The sequence below is a fragment of the Sphingomonas sp. 320_CC genome, from assembly GCF_059691795.1.
In genome coordinates this window covers 14,766-39,730 of sequence record NZ_JCAWAE010000005.1, presented here as the reverse complement: position 1 = coordinate 39,730, position 24,965 = coordinate 14,766, and the positions used below count along the sequence as shown (strand labels likewise).

Annotated in this window: 21 protein-coding genes and 1 pseudogene; 13 read left to right on the top strand and 9 right to left on the bottom strand. The window is 62.2% G+C overall.

Annotation, left to right across the window (positions count from 1 at the left end; genetic code table 11):
• Positions 1-67: 67 nt before the first annotated feature.
• The 5 genes from AC59GX_RS18445 to AC59GX_RS18425 all read left to right on the top strand — a co-directional run bounded on the left by AC59GX_RS18445 (position 68) and on the right by AC59GX_RS18425 (position 7,073).
• Positions 68-1,306, top strand: a complete 1,239-nt coding sequence (locus AC59GX_RS18445) for an MFS transporter (RefSeq protein ID WP_497302173.1) — start codon at positions 68-70, stop codon at positions 1,304-1,306.
• Between the two features lie 7 nt (positions 1,307-1,313).
• On the top strand, positions 1,314-2,333 hold the full coding sequence (locus AC59GX_RS18440) for a LacI family DNA-binding transcriptional regulator (RefSeq protein ID WP_497302172.1): 1,020 nt from the start codon (positions 1,314-1,316) through the stop codon (positions 2,331-2,333).
• A 705-nt stretch (positions 2,334-3,038) separates the two neighbouring features.
• Positions 3,039-3,899, top strand: coding sequence for a hypothetical protein (locus AC59GX_RS18435; protein ID WP_497302171.1), 861 nt, complete (start codon positions 3,039-3,041; stop codon positions 3,897-3,899).
• Between the two features lie 138 nt (positions 3,900-4,037).
• On the top strand, positions 4,038-5,141 hold the full coding sequence (locus AC59GX_RS18430) for an App1 family protein phosphatidate phosphatase (RefSeq protein ID WP_497302170.1): 1,104 nt from the start codon (positions 4,038-4,040) through the stop codon (positions 5,139-5,141).
• A gap of 84 nt (positions 5,142-5,225) precedes the next feature.
• Entirely contained in the window at positions 5,226-7,073 is a 1,848-nt protein-coding gene (locus AC59GX_RS18425; RefSeq protein ID WP_497302169.1) for an AI-2E family transporter, read from the top strand.
• 577 nt (positions 7,074-7,650) lie between these two features.
• Here AC59GX_RS18425 and AC59GX_RS18420 read toward each other — a convergent pair.
• Positions 7,651-7,833: a hypothetical protein gene (locus tag AC59GX_RS18420; protein WP_497302168.1), complete on the bottom strand. Its 183-nt coding sequence runs from the start codon at positions 7,831-7,833 to the stop codon at positions 7,651-7,653.
• A gap of 335 nt (positions 7,834-8,168) precedes the next feature.
• Here AC59GX_RS18420 and AC59GX_RS18415 point away from each other — a divergent pair, with 335 nt between their 5' ends.
• Complete coding sequence (locus tag AC59GX_RS18415) at positions 8,169-9,158, top strand: SDR family oxidoreductase (protein WP_497302167.1); 990 nt, start codon at positions 8,169-8,171, stop codon at positions 9,156-9,158.
• 155 nt (positions 9,159-9,313) lie between these two features.
• On the opposite strand, the pseudogene AC59GX_RS18410 reads toward AC59GX_RS18415, so the two are convergent.
• Positions 9,314-9,424: pseudogene (locus AC59GX_RS18410) on the bottom strand (SDR family oxidoreductase); the annotation flags it as partial.
• Positions 9,425-9,441: 17 nt separating this feature from the next.
• The gene (locus tag AC59GX_RS18405; protein ID WP_497302166.1) at positions 9,442-11,178 is read right to left on the bottom strand and encodes a patatin-like phospholipase family protein; all 1,737 of its coding nucleotides are present in this window, start codon (positions 11,176-11,178) and stop codon (positions 9,442-9,444) included.
• A gap of 64 nt (positions 11,179-11,242) precedes the next feature.
• On the opposite strand from AC59GX_RS18405, the gene AC59GX_RS18400 reads away from it, so the two are divergent.
• The 5 genes from AC59GX_RS18400 (at position 11,243) to AC59GX_RS18380 (ending at position 16,897) form a co-directional block, all read left to right on the top strand.
• Positions 11,243-12,115, top strand: coding sequence for a DNA/RNA non-specific endonuclease (locus tag AC59GX_RS18400; RefSeq protein WP_497302165.1), 873 nt, complete (start codon positions 11,243-11,245; stop codon positions 12,113-12,115).
• Positions 12,116-12,612: 497 nt separating this feature from the next.
• On the top strand, positions 12,613-13,638 hold the full coding sequence (locus tag AC59GX_RS18395; protein ID WP_497302326.1) for an IS110 family RNA-guided transposase: 1,026 nt from the start codon (positions 12,613-12,615) through the stop codon (positions 13,636-13,638).
• 524 nt (positions 13,639-14,162) lie between these two features.
• The gene (locus AC59GX_RS18390) at positions 14,163-14,735 is read left to right on the top strand and encodes a DNA-3-methyladenine glycosylase I (protein WP_497302164.1); all 573 of its coding nucleotides are present in this window, start codon (positions 14,163-14,165) and stop codon (positions 14,733-14,735) included.
• A gap of 92 nt (positions 14,736-14,827) precedes the next feature.
• A complete protein-coding gene (locus AC59GX_RS18385; RefSeq protein WP_497302163.1) occupies positions 14,828-16,150 on the top strand; it encodes an MFS transporter in 1,323 nt (440 codons plus the stop codon).
• Positions 16,151-16,396: 246 nt separating this feature from the next.
• The gene (locus AC59GX_RS18380; protein WP_497302162.1) at positions 16,397-16,897 is read left to right on the top strand and encodes a peptide-methionine (S)-S-oxide reductase; all 501 of its coding nucleotides are present in this window, start codon (positions 16,397-16,399) and stop codon (positions 16,895-16,897) included.
• 379 nt (positions 16,898-17,276) lie between these two features.
• Here AC59GX_RS18380 and AC59GX_RS18375 read toward each other — a convergent pair whose 3' ends face one another.
• The 5 genes from AC59GX_RS18375 to AC59GX_RS18355 form a co-directional block, all read right to left on the bottom strand.
• On the bottom strand, positions 17,277-18,563 hold the full coding sequence (locus AC59GX_RS18375; RefSeq protein ID WP_497302161.1) for a glycoside hydrolase family 130 protein: 1,287 nt from the start codon (positions 18,561-18,563) through the stop codon (positions 17,277-17,279).
• A gap of 125 nt (positions 18,564-18,688) precedes the next feature.
• Positions 18,689-20,911 carry a molybdopterin cofactor-binding domain-containing protein gene (locus AC59GX_RS18370; RefSeq protein ID WP_497302160.1) on the bottom strand — a complete coding sequence of 741 codons (2,223 nt, stop codon included), beginning with the start codon at positions 20,909-20,911 and terminating at the stop codon, positions 18,689-18,691.
• The gene (locus AC59GX_RS18365; RefSeq protein ID WP_497302159.1) at positions 20,908-21,399 is read right to left on the bottom strand and encodes a (2Fe-2S)-binding protein; all 492 of its coding nucleotides are present in this window, start codon (positions 21,397-21,399) and stop codon (positions 20,908-20,910) included. Before AC59GX_RS18365 ends, AC59GX_RS18370 begins: the two co-directional genes overlap by 4 nt.
• Entirely contained in the window at positions 21,396-22,685 is a 1,290-nt protein-coding gene (locus AC59GX_RS18360) for a cytochrome c (RefSeq protein WP_497302158.1), read from the bottom strand. The genes AC59GX_RS18365 and AC59GX_RS18360 overlap by 4 nt, the downstream gene beginning before the upstream one ends.
• 19 nt (positions 22,686-22,704) lie before the next feature.
• The gene (locus AC59GX_RS18355) at positions 22,705-22,998 is read right to left on the bottom strand and encodes a hypothetical protein (RefSeq protein ID WP_497302157.1); all 294 of its coding nucleotides are present in this window, start codon (positions 22,996-22,998) and stop codon (positions 22,705-22,707) included.
• 90 nt (positions 22,999-23,088) lie between these two features.
• On the opposite strand from AC59GX_RS18355, the gene AC59GX_RS18350 reads away from it, so the two are divergent.
• Both AC59GX_RS18350 and AC59GX_RS18345 read left to right on the top strand, forming a co-directional pair.
• Positions 23,089-23,751 carry a Fe2+-dependent dioxygenase gene (locus tag AC59GX_RS18350; RefSeq protein WP_497302156.1) on the top strand — a complete coding sequence of 221 codons (663 nt, stop codon included), beginning with the start codon at positions 23,089-23,091 and terminating at the stop codon, positions 23,749-23,751.
• Positions 23,752-23,897: 146 nt separating this feature from the next.
• Positions 23,898-24,131 carry a hypothetical protein gene (locus AC59GX_RS18345; protein ID WP_348769874.1) on the top strand — a complete coding sequence of 78 codons (234 nt, stop codon included), beginning with the start codon at positions 23,898-23,900 and terminating at the stop codon, positions 24,129-24,131.
• A gap of 104 nt (positions 24,132-24,235) precedes the next feature.
• Here the strand turns inward: AC59GX_RS18345 and AC59GX_RS18340 are convergent, their stop codons facing one another.
• Entirely contained in the window at positions 24,236-24,928 is a 693-nt protein-coding gene (locus AC59GX_RS18340) for a phytanoyl-CoA dioxygenase family protein (RefSeq protein ID WP_497302155.1), read from the bottom strand.
• Positions 24,929-24,965 lie beyond the last annotated feature (37 nt).

The window sequence follows — 24,965 nt, the reverse complement described above, 5'->3', positions numbered from 1 at the left end:
ATGTCAATGCGAAGCGCGATGCCGTCGTCATACATTGCGCAGCAGCCCCGCCTTGCTAGGATGCGGCGTGAACACCAGCAGCATGCCCCTTGCGCCCGCTACCGGCGAACAGCGCGCGACACTGCTGTTCCAGCTTTGTATCGGCGTCTATTTTCTTGGCGGCTTCCTCAACTCGCTTGTTGGACTGCTGGTGCCCCGGTTGCGAATGATCGAAGGGCTGAACCTCACGCGCTCGCTGCTGGTGCAGTTCGCGTTCCATTCGAGCTATCTCCTCTTTGCCGTCCCGATCACCGTACTGGTGGTGAAGTTCGGCTACATGCGAAGCATCGCGGCGGGGCTGGTCGTCATCGCGCTGGGTTGCGGCATGCTAGCTGCATCGCTTGGGTCGCTTGGGTACATGACCGTTCTACTCGCGCTCCTCGCGATTGCCGGCGGCGTCACCTTCCTGCAGATCGCCGCCAACATAGTCGTCCCGGTTGTCGAACCGGCGCGCAGCGCCGTCTCGCGACTGACCTTGCTGCAAGGCTTCAACTCGCTTGGTACCGTACTGGCGTCCCTGGCAGGATCCGCGCTGCTGCTCGGGACGGGTCGGCAACGATTTGGTGAACTGGCAGGCCACATACGAGTCGTTCTGCCATTTCTTGCGGTCGCGCTGGTAGCACTTGTGCTTGCCTCAGCCTTCATCTGCCAGCGCGATCTGCTGCGCGCGTCCTCAGCGCCGCGTCGCGTCCCGCTTTCGGGCATCGTCGGCGTGTTGTCGAACCGGCGCTTGCTGGCAGGTGGCGGCGCGATGTTCGCCTATGTCGGCGCCGAGGTCACGATCGGCACGCTGCTCGTAGAATATCTGGCGATGCCCGACATTCTGAACGTCTCGCCGGTCGCGGCAGGGCAACTCGTAGGTCTGTACTGGACCGGTGCGCTGGTCGGCCGACTGGTAGGCGCCCGCTACCTCACCCGCTATGGTGCGCCGACAATGCTGCTCGGTTGCGCGATCGCCGCCGTCGCGCTCGTGGCGGCGGCGATCGGCCTGCACGGGCCCGTGGCTGCCACGGCGCTGCTTGCAGTCGGGCTGTGCAACGCGATCATGTATCCGACGATCTTCGCGCTTTCGCTGCCCGACGATCATTCCACCGCGACCTATGCCTCGATGCTGTTGTGCATGGTAGTCGTCGGGGGCGCCGTCATCCCGTTGCTGACCGGCGTTGTCGCGGACGCGACCGGCTTGAGGATGTCCTTCATGCTCCCTGGCATCTGCTACACGTTCATCGCGGCGTTCGCGTGGTGGCGGCATCGCACATGGGATTGATAGCACGATGATGCCGCCGGTAACCATCAAGGATGTCGCGCGCGCTGCAGGCGTGTCGCCCAAGACCGTTTCGCGGGTGATGAATGCGGAGGCACATGTTCGGCCAGCGGTACGAGACCATGTGCTGAGTGTCGTTGAGGAACTGGGTTATCGCCCGAACGCCTACGCCCGCAGCCTGTCGAGTTCGCGGTCCTACCTCATCGGATTGTTCTTCGACGATCCGGCATCGGGGTACGCTGCAGAGGTCCAGCTGGGCGCAATGGCCCGCTGCCGCCATCACGGCTATCATCTCGTCGTCGAAAGGATCGACCGCGACGGGCCCGAGACGCTCGACGAGGTATCAAGAACGTTGCAGGCCTTGCAGCTCGCCGGGGTCATTCTAACCCCGCCGATCTGCGACTGGTCCGATCTCACCGACCTGCTCGATCAACGCGGCATCCCGGTCGTGAAACTGAATTCATCACGAACCGGCTCATCGGCCGCGGTGATTCACATTGACGACTACCAGGCCGCGCGCGATATGACCGATCACCTTATCACGCTGGGGCATCGCGACATTGCGTTCGTTCAGGGGATCGTATCGCACGATGCGGCTGGCAAACGACTGGCGGGCTTTTGCGACGCGATGCGTTGCGCTGGAATCGGCATTAGAGATGCCTGGATTCAAGCCGGCGACTTCAGTTTCAGGTCGGGCATGGCGGCCGGCGACGCGATCCTCTCGACCAACGACCATCCCAGCGCCGTGTTCGCCGCCAACGACGAGATGGCTCTGGGTGTTCTGGTCAGCGCCGCGCACAGGAACATTGCCGTACCAAATGCCCTCTCCGTCGTCGGCTTCGACGACGCGCCTATTTCCCGCATGGCGTGGCCTCAGCTGACCACCATTCGTCAGCCCAATGCCGTTCTTGCAAGCGTTGCCATCGATATCCTGGCCGATCCCTCGTACCAACAGGCAGGCGACCGGCCCGCGCGATCGGTTCAGGTACCATATACTTTTATCGGGCGTTCAAGTTCGGGCCCGGCTTAATGTACGGAAACAGGCTAACCGAAAGCAGCTCCAATATTTAGGTGTTTGTTACCGTCGACCAACCTTATGGTTACAGTGGTTCACTTATGAGCCGCGATCTGAAGCAAGACCCACATTCGGTCGTTCAGCGGCTGCAAAGCGGTTCCCAACTTCAGTCGTTCGTTCATGCTGGTAACCGGTGGCCCCAACTTCGGCGATGGGCTGCGGACCCGACCTGTGTCGCAAGGCGGCGGCCGTGGGTATCGGCGTCTCGGCAGTTGGACTGGTCGCGCCGGAAGCCGTTCTGTCGCGGCGCAAACAAGCAAGCCGCCGACGGTGCCTAGCGGCCACTAAAGCGTTGTGGCTGGACGGCGCGGCACCCGCGCGCCGGCAGCGGCGAGGCGCAGGCAGGGCGCCGGTCCGCCCTCAAACGACCCGGTTGCGTCCGTTCGTCGGACCCGATCGCGTTCTAAGACCTGACATCATTCGAACCGGCCGTGAACCTTGCCCGTTTGCAGAGGTTGGAGGGAGAAGTCTGATTTTTTAGGAGTGGCTATGAGCCCGTCAGCGTCATCGGCGAAAGCCCCGGCATGCCTTCTTGTCCTAGCACTTTCGCTCGGCGCATGTGGCAAGATCAAGGAGAACAAGCCGGCCGAGACGGCGCAGACGCGGGCCGAGGCCAAAAGACACAAGGCCGCCTGTGCGTCGAGTACAGCCTATGATCGCATGAAGCGCGTCATCTTCGATCAGGCGCGCGAGCAGAGCAACCACCGTACCAACCTCGACACGCTCGAGGCATTCTCCTTCATCAGGATGGAAAAGCCGGTCGTGGAAGGCTGGGATCCGGCGCTGGACGTGACGCGCTGCAAAGGACGCATTATCCTCGACGTTCCGCCGGGCTCCGAACAGGCGCTCGGAGGCGACCGTCGCCTGGCGGCGGACATCGCCTACACGGCTCAGGGCGCAGCCGATGCCAGCGGTTTGGTCTATGCCCTCACGGGCGCAGCGCCGATCGTAGGCAAACTAGCCGCATTCAGCCTGTCGGACGCGACATACCGTCCGCTGCCCGCGGTCGATACTGAGGTCTCGAAGACGGAGCCGCCAGGCCCGGATATGCTACCGACCGAGATCGCTGATCAAACTCCCTCCCGGATCGAGGGTTCAAGCGCAGACGACCTTGTGGAGAAGGATGCGGCACGAGCCCCTCATTCCTCGGTTGCGAAGACATCAGAAGCACCCGCGAGCGTCTCTCGGCCCGACACGATCGCCGGATCATCGGGTGAAGCGACGGTGCGGACCTTCTACAACGCCCTCGGTACCGGGAGCGGCGACGTGGCTTCTGCGCAGGTGATACCGCAGAAGAGATCGAGCCGCGCCTACTCCGCCGACGCGATCTCGCGCTTCTACGGCCGGTTGCGGGACCCCTTGCGGCTGATCAGCATCAGCCCCCTTCAGAGTGGCGCCTACCAGGTAACGTATCGCTACGCTGCGCCGGGATTGCGCTGCAACGGCAGCGCCATCGTTCGCCTCACCTCGGGAGGAACCCGACCTCTCATCAGGTCAATCGATGCTACGAATGGGTGCTAGGATGATTGACCGCCAAAACCCGCCTCAGTCGGAAGGTGCTATCACCAAAGTCGACATCCAACGGTGCAAGGCTCGGGTATTGGTATGTATAGGCTACAAACACGGGAACCCAAAAAACCATTCCCCGGTTAAATCACAATGGCTGCCTCCTCACTCTATAAGCTTCTGCGCTCAGCAATCGCTGGGCTCGAACGAGATGTCGACACAATCCAGACCATCTTCAACATAGGCGAAGAACACGGCCGCAAGGTGCGGCTCCTCGCATATGCCGGGTATCGCAATGCCACGACCGTGCGCCTGAAGGGCAGGATCGTCCGTTACGGAAAGCCGCTCGACGCAGGTGACGACATGCTCGTGCGGCTTCGTGCGATGCTGGCGATTTACAACAGCCAAGAGCTCCCCGGCGTAACCGTCCACGTGGAGGGCTATGGGCAATCGCAGGACATAGTCACTGACGAGGAGGGATATTTCGACATCGAATTAATAATCGATCAGCCATTACCCGAGACAACGCGGTGGGAGACGGTAACGCTGTCAGTCCCCGACGGCGACGTTCCGGACACACAGGTACCCGTGATCGCGCCGGGGAACGATCAGAATTGGGGGATCATATCGGATATCGACGACACCGTAATTGAAACGGGCGCCACCAATTTCCTAAAGAACTGGCGACGAGTGCTCATCGAACGACCGCAGGACAGGTTGGCGGTTCCGGGCGCTGCCTCTCTCTACCAGATGATTGCGCGAGACCATATCGCGCCCGCGAGACCGTTCTTCTACGTCTCGTCCTCCCCGTGGAATCTCTACGGATTCATTGCCGAGTTCCTGGAAAACAATTCCATTCCACATGGTCCGATGTTCCTGAAAGATTACGGCATTGATGCGGATAAATTGATCGATAGTGGACATGATGTGCACAAGCTTCAGGCTATCCGATCAATACTAGATTTCTACCGTAAGCTCCGTTTTCTACTTATCGGAGACAACGGCCAGCGCGACGTAGCGATCTACACACAGGCGGTCAGGGAATTCGGTTGTCGCGTAGCAGCGGTGTTTATTCGAGATGTTGACGGTTCCTGTCGCGAGGGGACGGGCGGCGCCTCGCTTGCCGAAATTGAAGCATGTGGCGTACCAACGTTCTGCGGAGCGGGATTCGAAAGCGCGCTGGCGGTGGTGACCTCGCTCGGTCTTGACCGGCCACATGAGGCCGCTGGAGCCGTCGTTCAGCCCACCGATCAGTAAACTATTGGCTGGCGGTCATGATTGTTAATCTTCAGCCTCTAGCCGCGTTCCAAAATTTATGACGCATTAGTTGGATGCTTGCCGGTGACTGAGAACGGGGAAAGACAGAAGTCCGTCAAGCGGGCCCAAACGGCGCATTGGAAGCGAGGTCGGGCGATTGACGCGGCAGCACCCTGGATCATCGCCTCAATCATCATCTTTGGATTGTACGCAGGCCGGTCGGTCCTGCTTCCAATAATCCTTGCCATCCTACTGTCCTTTCTATTGGCGCCCATCGTGGCAGGCTTCCGCCGCCTACGTGTGCCGCGGGCACCAGCCGTACTTTTAGCAATCGCCCTAGCCTTGGGCGCAATTGGTATAACGAGCGCAATCCTTGTCAGTCAGGCCGCCACCTTGTCCAAGGATGCTCCGGCATACGCGGAACGGATTACGACCAAGGCGGCCATTGTTCGTGTCGGGATCCATGATCGCTTCGGGGCGATCCTGCAGACGAGTGGGGGGAGCGGGCGGCAGAGCACTCAGAATGCCCGCCTTGCAGGTGCAAAATCCATGGAACGCCCCCGTGACGATACCGCGATTCCTGTAGAGATACGTGAACCGCCAGCGAGCGCGATGGATGAGATTCGTAGCTACGTTGTGCCTGCACTGGCACCGGTCGAAACGACGTTGATTGTTCTAATCGTCGCGATTTTCATCCTCTTCCAGAAGGAGGACCTGCGCGATCGGCTAATTCGGCTCATGGGCACGGCCGATCTCCACCGCACGACGGTGGCGCTGGACGAAGGAGCAAAACGCCTGAGTCGTTATTTCCTGTCGCAGTTCGTCGTCAACGTCGGGTTTGGCGCCGTAATCTGGGGTGGGCTGTTCTTTATTGGCGTGCCGTCCCCGGGACTTTGGGGCGTCCTGGCCGGACTACTCCGATTCATTCCCTACGTCGGCGTTCTCGTCGCAGGGGTCGGGCCCCTGGCATTGGCAGCGGCCGTTGACCCCGGCTGGTTGATGGTAGCCTATGTCGCCCTGCTTTTTTTGATCGTAGAACCGCTCGTCGGCTACGTCATCGAGCCGCTACTTTATGGCCATTCGGCCGGCCTTTCGCCGGTATCGGTGGTCGTAGCCGCATTGTTCTGGACTTGGATCTGGGGTCCACTTGGTCTCGTGCTGGCGATGCCGTTGACGCTGATGCTCGTTGTACTAGGCCGACATATTCCAGCATTCGAAATATTCGACGTAGTGCTCGGCGATCGTCCGGCGCTTTCGCCGGCTCAGACATTCTATCAGCGCATGCTGGCGGGTCATCCTGAGGAAGCGATCGAGCAGGCAGAAGTTCATCTCGAGACACTGACACTTGCGGCGTACTACGACGATGTGATCCTTGGTGGCCTCCGGCTGGCAGTTGCGGACGTTGATCGCGGCGTTGTCGCTAGGGATGCGCTTCACGCGGTATGCGCCACCACGCTCGAAGTGCTGGAAGCGCTCGAAAACTATTCCGGTGCTCCGTTCCAAACCGTTGGACTGGCACTGGCCGAAAAGACCGAGCCAAGTGATGCCGTGGCCTGTCAGAATCTAAACTTGTCGATTGTGTGCGTACCCGGGCGCGGTCCGGTAGACGTTGCCGTAGCTCGTATGGCAAGCCAGCTCTTGCGGCGTGCAGGCTGTGAGGTGTTGGAGCAAACGCGGACATCCGGACCTGAAGATCACATCTCTACCTTGGCGACCGTCCATGCCAACGTCTTCTGTATTCTGGGCCTCTTCGACGAGCGAAGCTTCCGCAGAGTGCGGCCAATCATGACGAATTTAAAGGCTGCAGTACCCGAAGCCATTATCTTGGCAGGGATGACGCGGCTGGAAGAACAGCAGAGCCCGAAAAATATGGACGACCACCTTCTGATGTCCATGGCAGCGCTATGCCAAGAAGTTTCATCGGTTCGCTAATGCAATTACCATCTGCGTATATTCACCTTACCCGCCGGACGAAGTGCCACTAATTTTTACTGAAGCGCACCGGCCCTAGACATTTACATGTTAGCCGAGTCCATCCTGCACATCATTCTCTAACCGAAATATGACAGTTCAGCTACTCCGCCTACCTCTTCAAAGCTATCCACGAATGAACTCGACAACCTTACAACGTACCGTCGAAGGTGATGCGCCAGAACGCTGTTTCTGCAGCCTCCATGCCAAAGTCGTTGATATACTGCATAGGTGTTAAACTGCCTATCTGATGCTGCGGCTATTAGCGAATGTCCGCAACTGTGCGGACGCGCCCCGTCCGACACCTTCCGCCCAGACCCACATTCAGACGTTCCCGGTAGCTCCTCCGATCTCCAACTACGGTCGATGCGCTACCGATTCAGAGCAACCGATACGTCAGGCACATTGATAATACCGGTTCTGTCAAGCGTAATAGTGACGCATAAAGCTCTGACTGCCGGCGGATGCTTAAAAGATAGGAGCGGAACACTCTGAATACGTTTTGAGCAAAAAACGCTTCAAATGCCCCTAACCGTTTTCAATATAGTCCGCCCTCTTCTCTCTCGTCGGCGCCTTCCTTCTGAGCCTCCTCGAGATCGTCTGACTTTTGTGCGTCGGGCGACGCCTTATCCTCAAGGCTATCTTCCGGACCGTTATTGCTATCCGGCAGTTCGTTGACGTCGGTTTCAAAACCCGGTTCTTCGTCCTGTGAGGCGACCATAACTACTCTCCTTCAGCGCATGTAACGATCCGAGAAGGCACACGGTTGCTATTGCCTGCCACGCGCTAATGATGCCCTTATAAAGCAGGCTGGAGGACCCGGTCTCAGACACGCGCGCGACGTTCTACGCTTCCCCACATCAGACCTTCGTTTAGCGTCGCAAGCGTGGCTAGGAGGAGGACAAATGCCGCTCGATGATGCTCATCCGTCTCCAAGAGAATCCATTTTTGCAGATGCTTGGGAGGCGCAGAGGATACGACGCGGTTAGCGGCCGAATTTGGAACGGAAGCAATCGTTTAGCGCTTGGGGTTATGATCATTCCGGGAGCTACGACGATGACCGATACCACACGCCGCACTTTCGTGACGGGGGCAGCCATTACCGCTGGTGCCATCGCCGCAACAGCTGCAAACGCCGCAACACAGAGCGGTGGCAATAACGCGGCGACGACGCCGGCAGCCGCAGCCTATCCCAAGCCCCCCTACCCCGTACAACGGCAGCCTTGGCCTGGTCTTGCGTCAAAGATGACACCGCGTCCAGATCACGGCGAGAAAAGCTACAAGGGTTCCGGCAAGCTGGCAGGCAAGAAGGCCCTGATAACCGGTGGAGACAGCGGCATTGGTCGGGCCGCAGCGATTGCGTATGCGCGAGAGGGCGCGGACGTCGCGATCAACTATTTGCCGGCCGAAGAACCTGACGCTCGTGAAGTCATTGCGTTGATCCGGGCCGAGGGTCGCAAGGCCGTCGCGATCCCCGGTGATCTACGCGACGAGCGCTTTTGCCGACGGCTTGTGCAGCAAGCGAGCGAACAGCTTGGCGGGCTCGATATCCTGATCAACAATGCGGCCCGTCAGCAGACGCGTCCGGGTATCGCCGATATCTCAACCCAGGACTTTGACGATACGATGAAGACCAACGTCTACGCGCCGTTCTGGCTGACGAAGGCGGCACTCGAATGGATGAGTGCGGGCGCGGTGATCGTCAACACGTCCTCCGAACAGGCTGGCAATCCTTCACCCGACATCGTCGACTATGCGCTGACCCGTGCCGCGGTGCTGAACTTCACCAAGAGCATGGCCAAGCAGCTTGCCAGCCGCGGTATCCGCGTCAACGCAGTTGCGCCCGGCCCGCTTTGGACTCCGCTGCAGGTCAGCGGCGGGGCGACGCCTGAAAAGTTGCGCAGCTTTGGTGGAGACTCGCCGATGGCGCGAGCTGGCCAGCCAGCTGAGATTGCGGCGCTTTACGTAGCCGCTGCCGATCCGTCCTTGAGCTATTCGACAGGCCAGATCTTTGGTTCGACCGGAGGGAATGGGCAACCGGCGTAAATTTTCCGAACGGCGGCTAATCCGAACCGGGGCGACATCGCACGCTTGAGGATTGGTAGAGCTGGCGGACGAAAACACGCCTCTGGTCTAACTTGGCGAGTGAACCGGTACCGCGATCAGAGCCAGCGGGCTTATTTGCCCGCTGGCTTAGTTCCTTAGATTTGGGCCAATCCTCCGTCGGTGAACAGCTCGCTGCCCGTCATGAAGCTGCTATCCGACGATGCGAGGAACGCCGCGGCTGCCGCGACTTCGGAAGGGTCGCCGACAACTCTGCTCAGGCAGGTCAGTACCGCGGACTAACCCGCAAGGTACCTACCGGCCGCGGCAACTTGCGGTCGGCGTCGTTGATGCCGGGCTCGAATATGTTATCCAGATCCGCAACCGCGCCTAAAGCATGATGGATCGTACTCCGATCTGTGGTTGTGAGACGCCGATAGCTTTTCGGACGTGTCAGATAGCCAAGCAGCCACGAACCGAAGCCGCTCGACCAAGTTTGATGGACGGTGTCTGACATCCGTGTGAGCTGATCATATGCAACCAGCGAACGCCGCCAGCGGTGTTCATCGAAATCGAGTGCGCCATCAGCAAACCGACGGCCAACTTCGAGCCCGCGGAACATCAGTGCCCGCGCACGTTCTGGCGGCATGGTGAGGTTTAGGCCGCCTTCGTCTGCTGAAAGCATGACATGGGCAATACGCTCGCGCTGTCCTGGCATCGTACTCAGCAACTGATCCTGCCAGTCTTTCGCCGCCCTCAGGATCAATCCGAACAAACTGCTGACGGACACTGTCTCGCGCGCCGGCAACCCAAAACCTTGGCGAGCGGTGGCAGGAATGAATACCCGCTGGTCCCCGGTTGTCGTTCCGGGGGGAAGGTCGTCCAGGCTGAGTGCGAAAGTCGGTCGAGCAGGCAACAAGGCATCGAACAGGTGGATAGGAAAATTGCTGCTGATGCCGCCATCGGCAAACAGGATACGCCGGTTTTCGATTATCGGCGGAGCGCCGGTGGCGCGCTGAAGCTCCGCGTTCGCGAAGTCGCGGACATGGACCGGTACCGCTGCAAACAGGAGCGGAAAGGCAAGACTCATCCGCGCAGCTACAAGGACCGGCAGATCGACCGGGGAGGGAAAGCTCAATAGTCCAGGCATCTGGGCCGGTTCGGCAACGGATCCCGCCATCCACTCGCACACATCGCCCGGAAACAGTCGCCGCCATTCGGCATCGCTGTATGCCGCCGTGATGCCGAGGGTTGGCAGCGTATGCGGCCGCCCCATACCAAGGTTGGTCGTAATAACGCGCAGATCAATCTGCTCGCCCGAGCCGGTTCCTCGCAATTGCCCGAAGGTTAGCGGCGGTCGGCTCCGCCAGTCTGCACCGAATGCGATGTCTTGGATCGCTGCGTGAAGCCAGCTGGTCAGCGCGGGCCCGTCCCCGCCAGATTGATCGGTGCCCGGGCAGACACCAAAGTCGCTTTGCGGCAGCTGCGTTCGGATAAGCGTTTGCACATGGACGAGTAGGGCGACGACCAGCCCGACAAGTGCTCCAAGGAGAACACCCGCCAGTCCGGCCCTTAACGCCCACATACCGACCGCACCGGCGACGGTACCAACCATAGCTTGAAACGGTGCGACCAGTGGCAGGCCTGAAATTAGCTTCAGCGCGCTGCTGCCGCTCTGAGCACGTAGCAGATACCGGAATAGGCGGCGGTATCGAGGCTCAGGCTGGAACAGTGAGGCCATGCGCTCGGGTAGTTCGTCACAATGATATTGCAGGCGGACGAAGCCGGCAGGATCACCACGTACCGTGCGCGCATACTCCGCCGCTGCTGCCAGCGACGCCGCGATCGCGCCGGCGGACGTGCCGCCAATCGAGCGGAACCGATACCGGAGGGCCAGCTCCAGGATGGCGTATGGATATACAATACCGCTCGTGACGCCGCCTTTCATGACGATATCGCATTCGTCAGCGGGCGATGCGAACATATCGGCTGTGTAGACCGGGAAATCCTGGTCGTCTCGCATACGAGGTCCTCGGGTGTTCTATGATCGTCGCACAGACGTCACCGGCCAGCTATAGAGTTTGGTCATGCAGGGTTTTTACGACAGCCTTATGATCCGTCTGGACGCTCGGTCTCGTCGTTGGGCCAAAACGCTCAGGCGTATCGCCCTGATTGCGGCGGTAGCGGGATATGCCCCCGCTGCACTCGCGAGCGATGGTGAATTGCACACGTTTCACTGCCTGTACGGCTGTCCCTTGGGGGCCCCGGCCACGAACGACACCGTCGTGCGCGAGATCTACACGCTGTCGTCCAACGACCTAACCAAGCTCGCGGACTGGGTCGCATATCGCGTATCGCCCTCTTCGATCGGCCCGTCGTCGGATCGCGACTGGCGCGCCGACCCTTCGCTTGCTGCCGATGAGACGCTCGCCCCGGAAGCTTACGACGGGGCCAACCAGGCTCTGCGGACTGATCGCGGTCATCAAGCGCCGCTTGCGGCATTCTCTGGCACGCCGTTTGCAGCTGACACCAACATCCTGTCGAACATCACCCCTCAAGCTTCGGCGCTGAATCAGGGGCCGTGGAACGCACTGGAAGGGCAAGAGCGCTCGCTCGCGCAACGGCTGAACACCGCCGTCTACGTATACACCGGACCCTTGTTCGAACGTCTCATGGCGCCGTTACCCGCCGGGCCGGTTCTGGAACGCGTCCCATCAGGCTATTGGAAGGTCGTAGCGCTTGCAGATGGCCGGATCAGCGCGTTTGTTTTCGATCAGGCGACAATGCGTACCTTAGACTATTGCGAGGGCCGGGTATCTCTTACTCACGTTGTGCTTCGCAGCCGGTTGATCCTGTTTCCGATGGCCAACGCAGCCTCGTTTCGAAGCCTCGATAGCGAGATAGGGTGCACGTCCCCGCCCCCGCCCGATCCTGCCCCGTCGACAATCCCGCCTGAGTAACAAGACTATGTCCGACGCTGCCGTGCTCTGAGAAAGTCTTATTGTTGCGATAGGCTTCCGCGTTTAAAATTGTCCGATGGGTCAGACCAGGCGCCTCGACGGCCAATGGGCCACATTCCCTTAACGTTGGGATCTAGGCGGCGCTTCAACAGAGTCCCACACCTCTCACGGTAACGTCGGCTACGAGGATCTTAGCGATGCCGGCGCCTATGATTGAGCTGGTCGGGCCCGCGGTCGTATCGATGCTATCGGTGGGGAAGATGATCTCGAGTACGTGCGAGTTCGGGACGGGAAGACCATCGTCATCAATAACGATCGGCCGAGGAGCGATTTGAACGCGGTAAGACATCAGTTCGGCATAGCGTGTCATTCTGAATGGAGGCCATACGAATTGGTCATTCCGACGTCATCGACCCACAAGCGTTGGGGTGGACGCCCCCTGACGGCATCGATGTGCCATAGTGGAGGTGTTGAAAACACCACTGAAGGAGGCGTCCATGGGTGAGGTTAGCACAGTCGGCATCGATCTGGCCAAGTCGGTTTTCCAGGTTCACGGCTCGGATCCGAGCGGTGCTGTCATCTTCCGCAAAAAGCTTCGGCGTGATCAGGTTCTGTCATTCTTCTCGACCTTGCCACGATGCGTGGTGGCAATGGAGGCCTGTGCGAGCGCCCATTACTGGGCCCGCGAGATCGCCGCGGTAGGTCATGACACGCGGCTCATTCCGCCAGCCTATGTGAAGCCGTTCGTGAAGCGACAGAAGAACGACATGGCTGATGCTGAAGCAATCTGCGAGGCAGCACAGCGCCCGACCATGCGGTTCGTGCAAGGCAAGAGCGCCGAAGCTCAGGCATCCGGCGTAATCTTCCGTACGCGCGACCTGCTCGTGCGCCAACGCACGCAGCTGATCAATGCCCTGCGCGGGCACCTTACCGAGTTTGGCTACATCGTTCGGCAGGGCGTCGGACACGTCGCCAAGCTGGTCGATATTGTCGGCGACCCTGCTTCTGAAATCCCGACCGAGGCCCGACCGGTGCTCACCGTTATCGCAGAGAGCTTGCAAGCGATGCAGGCGCAGATCGCTGTGTTGGACCGCGAAATCGCAAGCCGGGCAAAAGCTGATCCCGTGGCGAAGCGGCTTATGACGATACCTGGTGTTGGTCCCGTGATTGCGACGGCGCTGGTTGCGCTGGCGCCGGCCGCCAGTACTTTCCGCCGCGGGCGAGACTTTGCAGCCTGGCTCGGCCTCGTCCCACGGCAGCACTCCAGTGGCGGCAAGGAGCGGCTGGGGCGAACGACCAAGATGGGCGAGCGCAGTTTGCGACGACTTCTGATCCTGGGCGCGAGCTCGGCAACCAAGGTTGCGGCCCGTGACCCCGACAAAGCCGGAGCGTGGTTGGCCGGCATGCTGGCGCGTAAGCCTCGCATGCCGGTCACCGTCGCGCTGGCCAACAAGATGGCGAGAACCGTCTGGGCGCTGATGGCGCACGGCGGCTCCTACAGAGCTCCGGCCGCGGCGGTGTAACCGCCGAGGCTTGAGGCGTCAGGGACGCAAGGAAAGGTCAGTAGAGAGGTATGGCGCAACGGTCAGAAGACGGGGTCGGGAAAACCAGTGAAATGTCCAGGCGCCTCGAGCGCGCACTTGCGGTCTGGACCCGATCCGCGATCTCCATACAGGCCAGCAGCCGTGATGATGGCACCATCACCAGGCCGGACACACGGAAGCACCTGAACCTGCGCGTACAAATCTCTCGAAAACCCCCTTGTATCCAGCGGGGCGTCCACACACGGTCATTCAGACGCCCTTCCCCGCATCCCAACTTCATCCATTCGTTCATCTGGTTGGGTGACAACGCTCGGCGGCCGATTAGCTGCCTGGACGGCTTGAAAGGCGAGAATAGCATTCGGTCCGGACCGACCAGATCAGCGCCGAACTGCTTAACACCATCAAGACCTGCTCCGCGCTGGCGATGGCGAACGGCATCGACACACCGGCACCGAGCGAGCATCGTCCCGGCCAGTATGCAAATCAACAGCAAAGACCCGGCAATGCCCGGCATGCCCCACGCCGAGCTATCTCGTTGCCGATGGGCGCAGAGCGACCCTTTGCTTGCGGCGTATCACGACGACGAATGGGGCGTGCCCGAACGCGACCCGCGCGCGCTGTGGGAAAAGCTGATGCTCGACGGATTGCAGGCCGGGCTGGCGTGGGTCACGATCCTGCGCAAACGCGACGCATTCCGGGCTGCCTTCGCGGGCTTCGATCCGGACATCGTCGCGCGGTTCGGCGAGCCGGACATCGCGACGATGCTCGGCAACGCCGGTATCGTCCGCTCCCGCGCCAAGATCGCAGCGACGATCGGCAATGCCCGCGCCTATATCGCGATGCGCGACACCGGCGAGGATTTTAGCGGCTTCGTCTGGAGTTTCGTTGATGGTGCACCGGTAATCGGCGACGGTGCCAAGGCGCTAACGCGCTCGCCTGGATCCGAAGCGTTGTCCGCGGCGCTCAAACAGCGTGGGTTCAAGTTCGTCGGTCCCGTCATCGTCTACAACTGGATGCAGGCCTGCGGTCTCGTGAACGACCATGAGACGTGCTGTTTTCGCCGAACCGAACCATGAATGCGCCACCGCCGGGGTCTGGCGACCATCCTCATGCAGGGGCCGCACGGACCACAGCTGTTCGCTATCCTGGCTGGACGATAGCCGCGACGATGCTCGCCTCGAGCCTTGCCTTTATCGATGGCTCGGTGACCAACGTCGCGCTTCCCGCGATCGGCAAGGATCTTGGTGGCGGTGCGTCAGACCTCCCCTGGATCATCAACGCCTATCTACTGCCGCTATCGGCGCTGCTTCTGCTTGGTGGCGCAGCAGGCGACCATTACGGCCGCAGGCGCATGCTGGTGCTCGGCACAGTCCTGTTCGCGCTTGCTTCGATCGGCTGCGCACTGGCGCCGACGCTATCGATCCTGCTGGCAGCGCGCGGAATGCAGGGCATTGGCGCCGCGATCCTGATGCCTAACAGCCTGGGGATCCTCGGCAGTTCGTTCGAAGGCGAAGCAAGGGGGCGAGCGGTCGGGACATGGGCCGCAGCCGGCGCGATAGCCAGCGCCGTCGGTCCACCGCTTGGGGGCTGGCTGGTCGACACGCTGGGCTGGCGGACGATCTTCTACCTTAATCTGCCTGTCGCGGCGGCAGCGATCGTGGTTGCCCTGCGCTATGTCGAGGAGAGCGATCCCGGCGAGCAACCACTCGATTGGCTCGGCGCGATCTTGGTAACCGCCGCGCTCGGCATCCTGACATGGGCGCTGACCCTGTGGTCGAGCGGTCATGTCCTGTCGCCGGAAATCGGTGCGGGCCTGGGCATCGGCATCGTTCTGCTGGTCGCGTTCGTCGGCCAGGAGCACCGTTTAGGCGACCGCGCGATGATGCCGCTGACGCTGTTCGCATCACGCCCATTCGTCGGGCTGACCTTGCTGACTCTGCTGCTGTACGGTGCGCTGGGCGGATTGCTGGTGTTGCTGCCGTATCTGTTGATCGTCGGCGGCGGATACACTCCGACCCAGGCGGGCTTCGCGTTGCTCCCCTTTTCGATCATGATTGGCACCGCGTCGCGCTTTGCCGGACGATTGAGCGAGCGGATCGGACCGCGCTGGCCGCTGACGATCGGGCCGATCGTTACCGGTGTCGGTTTCGCGCTGATGGCGACCGTCGACCCGGGGGCCGGCTATTGGAGTAACGTGCTGCCCGGTCTGGTGGTGATCGCGCTCGGGATGGCCGGCGCGGTCGCTCCGCTTACGACCGCAGTTCTTTCGTCCGTAGACGATCACCACACCGGCACCGCATCGGGGTTCAACAGCGCGATCGCGCGAACCGGCGGCTTGATCGCAACGGCGCTGGCCGGTGCCGTTGTAGCCGCATCGGTCGTACAGTTGATCGAGGCGTTCCATACCGCAGCCCTGCTCGCAGCATTTTCAGCTTTGACGGCAGGCGTCATTGCATTTCTGACACTCGGTCAAGAGCGTGGCAGACGCTAGCCTTATATCTGGGCCCACAAGTGGACGTTCAGAGTGACGTGAGCGTATCTCGAAACCAGCCGTTCGTTCAGGTGTTGTCTAGCGGTTGTAATCGGGCCGGTATCGGTCAGCGCCGTCGGCGGACAAGCCCGGTCGGGAAGACGGCCCGGCCGATGCCAGGCCACTATCCGACCAGCGCTACACGTTACCGCAATTGAACGCAGAAAGCGGAAGGGCATCTCGCCGGACCGGATGGAGAATGTGAGCATGGAGACGGCGGGCTTCGGCGGCGGGTGTCATTGGTGCACCGAAGGCGTGTTTCAAATCCTGCGCGGCGTCTCCCAGGTCAATCAAGGCTTTCTGCAATCGACCGCACCCGACGATGCCTGGGCCGAAGGAGTGATGGTCCGATTCGATCCCGGGGTAATTTCGCTCGACATTCTGATCGAGGTCCATCTGCGCACCCATTCGGCGAACAGCGGCTATTCGCCGAATGGGCGTTACCGCAGCGCTGTCTATTTAGGAGATGCCGACCAGTGGCATCGGGCGGATACGGTGATTACCCGGCTCAGGCACGAAGTTGACAGCGCTGTGCGGACGAAGGTGCTGTCGCTCGTCGGGTTCCGGTCATCGGAAGAGCGCTACCGCAACTATTACCGTACCGATCCGACCCGACCGTTCTGCCAACGCTATATCGACCCCAAGCTGGTTGGGATCCGGCGAGACTTCGCCCGGCATGTTCTATCCGAGGGCAACGGGGTGCGATAGCGACTCCGACGGCTGTCATGCCAAGACGCGGCAGCGAAAGATGCTATTCCTCTGCCCCGCCCGTTTCATGGCGATCTACGTCGAGACCGCCTGCTCACGGGCCAGCAGGATTTATCAGATCGGTTTCAGTGGTTTTGCCAGCAATGCGAAGGTCACTAGGCCGGATGGCTCCTTTCCTTCTCGCGTTCCTGTCTACCGCGCATGCTGCCGTTGCACGCCAAGGACGGGTAGGATCCATACTCGGCTATCAGACCGGCTGTCAGGGAGACGAGCCCCGAATGGCAGCTTACCAACTTCGAAATGCGACATCCGTCGCCCAACCGTAGCTGGTGAGCTTGCCAGGTTCCACTACCCAAAACGCCAGCTGCGCCACGCCGGATCAACTGTCGGTCATCACGGACAGCAGGTCATCCACGTCTCCCACGGCAAACGCCGAATACTCGTCGCCGATCGCGTAGGGCAGCAAGATGCGCCGATCCCGGATCAGCGCACCGCAGCTATAGGTCACGTTCGGCACATAACCCCCGCGTTGCTCCGCGCTGGGAAACAGCAGCGGCGATACCGTGCGGGTGAGCACCTTCGACGGATCGTCCTTGTCGAGCAGGCAGGCACCGATGCAATATCCCCGGACCATGCCGACGCCGTGCGTGAACACCAGCCAACCCTCGTCGATCTCGATTGGCGATCCGCAATTGCCCAGCTGCACGAACTCCCACGGGTATTTCGGCGCCATGATCGGCGTTCCGGTTTCCCACGTGTAGAGATCGTCCGATCGCAGCAGCCAGATATTCTCGCTGTCCTGGCGGCCCAGCATCACGAACTGGTTGTCGATCCGTCGCGGGAACAGCGCCATTCCCTTGTAGCCGGTCATGGCGCCGGCAAGCGCCCTCATCTCGACCCGGCGCAGATCGACCCCGCGCAGGATTTCCTGGCGCGCGTCCTTGCCGTCGAACGCGGTGTACGTGCCGATGATGCTGCGGACCCCATCGTGATCGGTGAAGTTGACCAGCCGCAGATCCTCGATGCCCTGTCGCTGGCTCGGCAACACCGGGAAGATGACGGTCTCGGACGCATCCCGGCTGTCTTCGCAGAGCAGACGGACCCACCCATCATCCTGCCGCTCGATGCGCGGCGGGACGCCGTGCGCGCTGGCCGGATCGATCACCAGCCGGTCACCCGGTCCCCACTCGCCGGTACGGAACGTGATCGACGAGATATGACCCTCGCCGATGCCCCGCAGCGACATGACGAAGCGGACCGCGCCCGGCACCGACGGCTCTTCGTCGGTCAGTGAAACGATGCTGGGGTTGAAAAGCGCGGCGGACTCGAACGCGTATTCCTGGCTGAAATAGGCGCCGATGATCAGCCGTTCGTCCTCGCTGAAGTCGCCATCCCCTATATCCTGCCGTACCTCATCGAAACGACGCAGCAGGACCTGCTCGGCGTTGCGATGGCGCTCGCTCATGGGGGTCAGCAGCAGGTCGCGCATCCTTTGGCGCATCGTATCGTTCAGCGCCTGGACGCGGTCCACGACGACCTGGCTGCGTGGCGGGCGGTCCGCCCCGAACGCTTCCGGATAGCCGAAGCTGAATGGCCGGATCACGGTGCGCGACGGATCGGGCTTCAACTCGACGTCCAGCGTCGTGAAGACATCGGCAGCGTTCATCGGCATCGGCCTTTCAGCTATTCTCGCGAGAGAACGCTCGCGACACGCTGAGGTAACGATGTCGAGCGGCACCCGATCCCAAGTCGGTAGGTATGAAGTCTCGGCTGAAGTGCAGGGTCTAACGGTTACGTCTGCGGCAACGACCGGCCGATCAAAGGCATACTTCGCAGCCGCTCCCCCGTCGCTGAAGCCAGAGCATTCGCCAGCGCAGCCGCGGTCGGTCCCTGGGCACATTCACCGGTCCCGAGGAAAGGCGTGCCCGGCCGATCGATGACCTCAACTTTTACGCTGCGTGGCGCATCGGCAAAACGGAGTATCGGATAGGTGCTCCAGTCGTAATCGGTCCGGCGCGCGCCGTCGTGCCCGGCCGCTTCAAAGGCGGTCCAGCTCAGCGACTGGACGATCCCGCCCTCCACCTGGTTGCGGATGCCATCCGGGTTGACGGCCTCGCCGCTGTCCACGGCAGCGACTGCGCGGTGGACGATCAGCCGGCCTTCGTCGGGGATACGCTCTACGTCGAGCGCGATGGCGCAATAGGCCCCGTGGTTCTTGTAGCGGGCAAAGGCGAAGCCCCGCCCGCGATTGGGGGCGGATCGGTATCGCGCCCAGCCAAACCGTGCTGCGGCCTGCCGGATCACAGCAGCCGCGCGTGGATCGTCCAAGTGCGCCAGCCGGAACGCAACCGGATCCTGTCCCGCTGCTGCCGACAGCTCATCCATGAAGCTTTCGAGCGCGAAGATGTTGAGGTGTGCGCCGAGCCCCCGGAGCGCCGAGACACGCACCGGCATGTCGGGCAGGAAATGGCTGACGATGGTCTGGTTGGGGAAGCGGTACAGCGGGATTGCGTTGCGGTCGCCGCCGCCATTGGGCTGCGGGATCGGTTTCGGCGGGGTCGGCTTGAACGACGGTACGACTTCGGCACCGGCGAGAAGATCGCCCGCCGCGACCGGTCGCGTGCTGTGCGTATTGCTCCACACCTGATGCCGCCAGTCGACGATCCGTCCCGATGCATCGAGCGTCGCGTCAACCTGCGCGACCATCGCCGGGCCGAGCGGTTCCCAGCCATGCTCCTGCTCGCGGCTCCATTGCAGCCGCACGGGGACGCCGGGCATCGCGCGGGCGATTAGCGCAGCGTCACCCGCCACGTCGTCCGCGCCGTTGTGCCCGTAGCATCCTGCTCCTTCGCGGTGGACGCACCGGACACGGTCGGCCGGGATCGCGAGCAGTTCGGCGATCGCCTGGCGGAGCGGCTCGACACCCTGGCTATGCGTCCACACCGTCAGCCGGTCCTCGGCAAACAGTGCCACCGCACAGGACGGCCCGATCGCGCCATGCATCAGATAGGGCCTGTCATAGCGTGCCGACAACTGCTGGACGCCGCGCGCTTCGGGGTCATCGCGGCGGTTGTCGATCACCTGGCTTTCCCGCCGCATGTCCAGCAGCCCGGCCGGCATCGGGAGCAGCGCCGGCACCGACGGATCGCGCACCCAGCGGCCGCGATTGGCCACGCGAAGTGCCTGCTCGAGCGGCCATTCGCGCGGCCCGACGAACGCGGCGAAACGGCCGACCTGCACGACCCTGGCGACACCCGGTTGCCGGCGTAGCGCAGCAAGATCGGGCGTCAGTTGCGTGCCGGATGACGGTCCGCGCAGGACGCGGGCATGCACCATGTCGGGCAGGCGCATGTCGTGTACATAGCTTGGCAAACCGGTCAGCTTGGCGGGCAGGTCTACGCGCGGTACCGGCCGGCCGATCAGCCGTCGAGCCTCCCGACGCTTGCGCGGCACGTCTTCTCTAGCGCGCACTGCGAGCGAGGTCGATGCGGCCAACTCCGCATAGGTCCCGCGTTTTCCCTGTCCGTCGAGCACGGCGCCGTCGCGCGTGAACAGCGTCGCCGCCGCCACGCCCCATTGCGTCGCCGCAGTCTCGGCTAACAACAGACGGACATTGGCGGCGGCATTGGCGATCGCGGTGCCGCTCTGTTCGAGCGTCTGACTCCCCGCGGTCACGCCCTCGTTCGGAGTCAGGCCGGTGTCCGCGGTGATGAGGTCGATCCGGTCGATTGCGACGTCGAGTTCGTCGGCGGCAAGCTGTGCCATCGCGGTCTTCACGCCAGTGCCGAGTTCGACCTTGCCCGTGAACACGGTTACGCGACCGTCCGGTGCAATCCGGATCCAGGCGTCGAGATCGGGGAACTTGGCCAGTGTCCCCGGTAGGTCAGGCGCGATTGTCGGCGGTCCGCCACTACCCTCGCCGCCGCCGGTCTGCGCCAACGCGGTGGACGGCGCGAGCGAGAATGCGACGAGCAAGCCGCCCAGCACGTCGCGGCGTGACGCCTCGCCGCTCACGTCACGGGTTCCACGGCATCGACCACGCCGCCGCCGCGCATCACCGCTGCTCTCCGCACCGCGCGCAAAATCCGCATGTGTGTCCCACACCGACAGAGCGAGGGTGCCATCGCCGTCCGCAATTCGTCCTCGGTCGGCGTCACAGTCTTGCGCAGCAGTCCTTCCGCACGCGCCATCATGCCGGGGATGCAATAGCCGCATTGCGCCGCCTGTTCGTGGAGAAAGGCGCGCTGGACGTCACCCGGTTTGGCGGCCGTGCCCAGTCCCTCGACCGTCGTGACTTTCCGCGTGCCGATCGCACCGATGGGGAGGATGCAAGAGAACACCGGTTTGTCGTCGACCAACACGGTGCACGCACCGCACTGCCCCACCCCGCATCCGAATTTTGCGGCATGCAACCCCAGATCGTCGCGTAGCACGTAGAGCAGCGGGGTTGCGGGATCGATATCCACGAGCTCCGTCGCACCATTGACGGTCAGGTCGATCATTCGCCCTCCTTGCGTGCCTTGGCGACGTCTTTCTCGAGGTTCTTCCACGCCGGTCCGGTACCGTGGCGCATTTGCAGATACGCGACGATTTCCGCCACTTGCCGGTCGTCGAGAGCATCGGCGAACGCCGGCATATAGGGCCCGCGTGGGGAGACGGGCGGATGGAGACCCTTCAGGACAATCTGGATCGTATCACGCGGGTTGTCCTCGTGCAGCGGCGTGCCGAGCGGCAAGGCTGGACGTCCCGCATCCATCATCGCCGCGCCCGGCTCGTGGCATACTGCGCAGGCCCCCTCGTAGAGCCGCGCGCCGTCGGGATAACGCTGCGACGCCAGGGCCTGGCGATCAGGCAGCGGCGGCTCTAACCGTACCGCAGGCGCGTCGCGCATCTGCCACGCATAATAGGTCGCGAGCGCACGAACGTCGGTCGGCGCTGCACGGGCCAAGTTATGGGTTACCGGCCCCATCGGGCCGGCTGCGGCGGCGTGCGCGGTGCTCAGCCCGGTGCGAAAATAGGCATCGAGCCGCTCTACCGTCCAGGCCTGTACCGCGGGCGAATGCGCATTGATCGGGGGCGCATACCAACCACCCGACCAACCGCCATCATAAGCCTGCGCGCCGCGCTTCTCCTGCTGAAAAAGCCCACGCGGACTGTGACAGGCGGTGCAGTGCGCCAGCGTCTCGCCGATGTAGCGTCCCCGGTTCCAGGCGGCCGACTGGCTGACGTCGGGCGTGATCCGCTGTGGTCGGAAGAACAACAGCTTCCATCCGGCAAGCAAGGGTCGAAACCCAAGCGGCGGGATCATCGTGTTGGCCGGCGGCACCGAACGCACGGCCGGTCGGGTCATCAGGAACGCGTACAGCGCCGCCAAATCGCTATCTGTCACGTTCGCATAATGAGTGTAGGGGAACGCGGGATACAGATGGCTGCCGTCACGTCCGACGCCCTGACGCATCGCGCGGCGGAACGCGGCCGGTGACCATTTGCCGATCCCCGTCGCCGGATCGGGCGTGATGTTGCTGCCGTAAATCGTTCCGAACGGAGTCTTGACCGGATACCCGCCTGCATACGGACGCCCGCCAGCAGACTGGTGGCAACTGACGCAATTTCCTAGACGGGCCAGATTAGCGCCGCGCGTAACGAGCGCCGGATCGAACAGACGAGGATCGGGGCGCGTTACGGTTGCGATTGCCGGGCGGTATGCGATGATTGCAAAGATTAGGGCGCAAACGCATAACGCCGCCGCGGCCCATACGAGCTTACGCCTGATGCCGGACCGGCTCATCCTCGCTTATGTCCGGCGATCAGCGTTCGCCCTCGCCTTCACCGCCCTCATATTCCCCTTCGCCGCGCTGACCGGCATGCTGTTGCGCGGCACGTGCGCGACGGGGATGGCGGACGACGTGGCGTGACTTGGTCGAGCGCACGACACGGCGCCCCTCACCTTCGCCCTCACCCTCGCCGCGCTCGTTTTCGCCGCCTTCGCCGACCTGGTCGACCGACGGCGCCAGTGGTTTGGCTGCCACCTCTGTCAGGATCGCCTGGCCGGATTGCGCGACCACGAAGGCACCGACGCCCATCCACAATTTCGTACTCATACTAATTCCTTACTCGCCAACGCGTTGGCCGCATTGGTTGGGACTGGTAGGGCGCCCTTCCGACATCCTGTCGATGATGCGAGAATCCTGATGTTGATCATGATTGCCAACGTTCTGGACGCCGACAATCTCCAGTCGCTACGAGATAATCTTGGCAAGACCCGCTATGTCGACGGGCGCCGGACCGCCGGTCGCGAGGCCCGCCCGGTCAAGCGCAACGAACAGGTCGACCGCGCCGACCCGCTGCTAGCGGACATGCAGGACTTGGTGGTTGACCGGTTGCTCGCGAACCCGTTGTTTCGGATGGCCACACGACCACACGTGGTTCGCCCGCCGCTGTTCAGCCGCTACGAACCTGGCATGGCGTATGGCAGCCATGTCGACGACGCGATCATGGGCGGCATGCGCACCGACGTGTCAGTTACGATATTCCTGTCGGAACCCGACACGTACGAAGGCGGCGAACTGGTGATCGAGTCCGCGGCGGGCGAACAGGACGTGAAACTCGCGGCTGGTAATGCGGTAGTCTATCCGACGACAGCGCTGCACCGCGTTGCGCCCGTCATCTCCGGCGAGCGCCTCGCCGCCGTAACGTGGGTCCGCAGCCTGATCCGCGATACCGATGCCCGCGAACTCTTGTTCGATCTCGAAACGGCACGGCACGCCCTGTTCGACCGTCTTGGCAAGACGCCCGAACTGGACTTGCTGGCAAAGACGCAGTCCAACCTGCTCAGGCGCTGGGCCGAAGATTGAGAATAATTTCGGCTCGTTAGGTGACGCTAGACCCATAGTCGGACGCTTACACCCGCTTAGGGCCTTCCCGGAAGCAGACGTTCATTCATGTTCCGATCTCGCGCTCAAGCTCGTCTCTTTGGCGCTGCGGTAAGGGTCGCGGGCAGGTGCCTGCTCACCTTGATCTCGAGAAGGCTGACCAGTTCTGGCTGCAGGAAAGCGTAATCATCGGATATGTCGAGGCAGATAACGCGCGTGCCTGCCAGAGCCTCTCGGAAGCGTCGCTGCAGCTTGCTTCGATGCGCCTTCTCCATGACGAAAATCAGGTCGGCCCATCTGACCAGTTCAGCCGTGAGTGGGTTTTCTGCATCATGGTTCGTCCCGGCAGAGTCTACCTCTAGGTCTTCTCGCCACGAAAACACCTGCTCGGCCGTTGGGCTTCGCAGCTTGTTTTGGCTACACACGAACAGGACCGTTCGGACGCGTGGGCGACTCAATCCGGCACCTATAAACCGCGCCAGGCAAGTGGGTATGGCGCGACGTCAGCGGAATAGTCGACCTGGAGGACCCGCCGTCGCCGCGGCGGGTGGGCAGGGAGCGATGCGTGGACGATCGACGTAGCATAGAGCCACACGTCGCCGCGCTCGGCGAGGCAGAGCCGCTCACCAGAGATCGCCGCCACGCGTTGAACTTCGCCCTCGGGCAAGCGTCCGAGCCGGTGTGAGCCGGGCACGATACGCAACGGTGCGTTACTCGCGCCGACTTGGTCGAGGTGCACGCGCACTGTCACCATGCGCTTGAGAATCTCGAACGGCGGCTCGACCTGGATGAGCCCGGACTTAACCGTCCACGGCCCGAAACCCGGGGCATCGATCCGCTCCCTGACGACGATCGTGCGGTCCTGATGCCAGCCGAGCGCCCAGTTCCGCCCCGCCGTCTTGTCGAACAGGATCGCACGCACCGGGCGAGCATCGGACCCGATCGCGGTCGCAGCTATGGCACCGATTGGTCCGGAAATCTCAAGCAACGGCTTGAGCAACGGCTCCTCCCCGATCCGCACGCCGGGCGTGTCGATCGGAAGCGCGGCCAAAGCAGCCTCGAGGCGAACAAGCGCAGGTTCGTCCAGCGCCTGCGCGAAGAGTTCCGCCCCGTCCCGGTCGAGGTTAAAATCGGCGGGTCGATCGGATCTCGCAAGCATGCCGATGCAGGTAACCGAGACCGCTGCCGCAGTCGAC

Coding starts and splice junctions, on each gene's coding strand:
- AC59GX_RS18440 (WP_497302172.1), top strand. CDS start 1,314: ATGATGCCGCCGGTAACCATCAAGGATGTCGCGCGCGCTGCAGGCGTG.
- AC59GX_RS18435 (WP_497302171.1), top strand. CDS start 3,039: ATGAAGCGCGTCATCTTCGATCAGGCGCGCGAGCAGAGCAACCACCGT.
- AC59GX_RS18430 (WP_497302170.1), top strand. CDS start 4,038: ATGGCTGCCTCCTCACTCTATAAGCTTCTGCGCTCAGCAATCGCTGGG.
- AC59GX_RS18420 (WP_497302168.1), bottom strand. CDS start 7,833: ATGGTCGCCTCACAGGACGAAGAACCGGGTTTTGAAACCGACGTCAAC.
- AC59GX_RS18415 (WP_497302167.1), top strand. CDS start 8,169: ATGACCGATACCACACGCCGCACTTTCGTGACGGGGGCAGCCATTACC.
- AC59GX_RS18405 (WP_497302166.1), bottom strand. CDS start 11,178: ATGCGAGACGACCAGGATTTCCCGGTCTACACAGCCGATATGTTCGCA.
- AC59GX_RS18400 (WP_497302165.1), top strand. CDS start 11,243: ATGCAGGGTTTTTACGACAGCCTTATGATCCGTCTGGACGCTCGGTCT.
- AC59GX_RS18395 (WP_497302326.1), top strand. CDS start 12,613: ATGGGTGAGGTTAGCACAGTCGGCATCGATCTGGCCAAGTCGGTTTTC.
- AC59GX_RS18390 (WP_497302164.1), top strand. CDS start 14,163: ATGCCCGGCATGCCCCACGCCGAGCTATCTCGTTGCCGATGGGCGCAG.
- AC59GX_RS18385 (WP_497302163.1), top strand. CDS start 14,828: ATGCTCGCCTCGAGCCTTGCCTTTATCGATGGCTCGGTGACCAACGTC.
- AC59GX_RS18380 (WP_497302162.1), top strand. CDS start 16,397: ATGGAGACGGCGGGCTTCGGCGGCGGGTGTCATTGGTGCACCGAAGGC.
- AC59GX_RS18375 (WP_497302161.1), bottom strand. CDS start 18,563: ATGAACGCTGCCGATGTCTTCACGACGCTGGACGTCGAGTTGAAGCCC.
- AC59GX_RS18365 (WP_497302159.1), bottom strand. CDS start 21,399: ATGATCGACCTGACCGTCAATGGTGCGACGGAGCTCGTGGATATCGAT.
- AC59GX_RS18360 (WP_497302158.1), bottom strand. CDS start 22,685: ATGAGCCGGTCCGGCATCAGGCGTAAGCTCGTATGGGCCGCGGCGGCG.
- AC59GX_RS18355 (WP_497302157.1), bottom strand. CDS start 22,998: ATGAGTACGAAATTGTGGATGGGCGTCGGTGCCTTCGTGGTCGCGCAA.
- AC59GX_RS18350 (WP_497302156.1), top strand. CDS start 23,089: ATGTTGATCATGATTGCCAACGTTCTGGACGCCGACAATCTCCAGTCG.
- AC59GX_RS18340 (WP_497302155.1), bottom strand. CDS start 24,928: ATGCTTGCGAGATCCGATCGACCCGCCGATTTTAACCTCGACCGGGAC.